Below are 1,044 nucleotides of genomic sequence, written 5' to 3' on the forward strand. Positions count from 1 at the left end.
CGGAAGCGGTTGATGGCGTCGATGTGCTGCTCGCGCATTTCCTGGTCGCGGACGCCCAGGCCCTCGCGGGGGGCCAGGGCGAGGACGCCGACCTTGCCCTGGTGGAGGTTGCGGTGGACGTCGTACGCGGCCTGCCCGGTGTCCTCCAGGGAGTACGTCCTGGAGAGCGTGGGGTGGATCTTGCCCTTGGCGATGAGGCGGTTGGCCTCCCACGCCTCGCGGTAGTTCGCGAAGTGCGAGCCGATGATCCGCTTGAGGGACATCCACAGGTAGCGGTTGTCGTACTCGTGCATGTAGCCCGAGGTCGAGGCGCAGGTCGTGATCGTGCCGCCCTTGCGGGTGACGTAGACCGAGGCGCCGAACGTCTCACGGCCCGGGTGCTCGAAGACGATGTCGATGTCCTCGCCGCCGGTGAACTCGCGGATACGCTTGCCGAAGCGCTTCCACTCCTTGGGGTCCTGGGTGCGCTCGTCCTTCCAGAACCTGTAACCCTCGGCGTTGCGGTCGATGACCGCCTCCGCGCCCATCTTCCGGCAGATCTCGGCCTTCTCGGGGGAGGAGACGACACAGATCGGGTTGGCGCCGCCGGCCAGCGCGAACTGGGTGGCGTAGGAGCCGAGCCCGCCGCTCGCGCCCCAGATCAGCACGTTGTCACCCTGCTTCATCCCCGCGCCGTTACGCGAGACGAGCTGACGGTACGCGGTCGAGTTGACCAGGCCCGGGGCCGCGGCCTCCTCCCAGCTGAGGTGCTTCGGCTTCGGCATCAGCTGGTTGGACTTCACCAGCGCGATCTCCGCCAGACCACCGAAGTTCGTCTCGAAGCCCCAGATCCGCTGCTCGGGGTCGAGCATCGTGTCGTTGTGACCGTCGGAGGACTCCAGCTCCACCGACAGGCAGTGCGCCACGACCTCGTCACCCGGATTCCAGGCATTCACACCGGGGCCGGTACGCAGCACGACACCCGCCAGGTCCGAGCCGATCACGTGATACGGCAGATCATGACGCTTGGTGAGCTCGCTCAACTTCCCGTAACGCTCCAGGAAG

The 1,044-nt window shown here is 66.9% G+C and carries 1 protein-coding gene; it reads right to left on the bottom strand.

The annotated features are described in order from the left end of the window. Nucleotides 1-1,044 (bottom strand): crotonyl-CoA carboxylase/reductase (ccrA, locus tag IE134_RS33955; RefSeq protein WP_098020687.1); only part of this gene is annotated, 1,044 nt, incomplete at both ends.

This window comes from Streptomyces rubiginosohelvolus, assembly GCF_014649875.1.
GTDB classification, from domain to species: domain Bacteria; phylum Actinomycetota; class Actinomycetes; order Streptomycetales; family Streptomycetaceae; genus Streptomyces; species Streptomyces rubiginosohelvolus.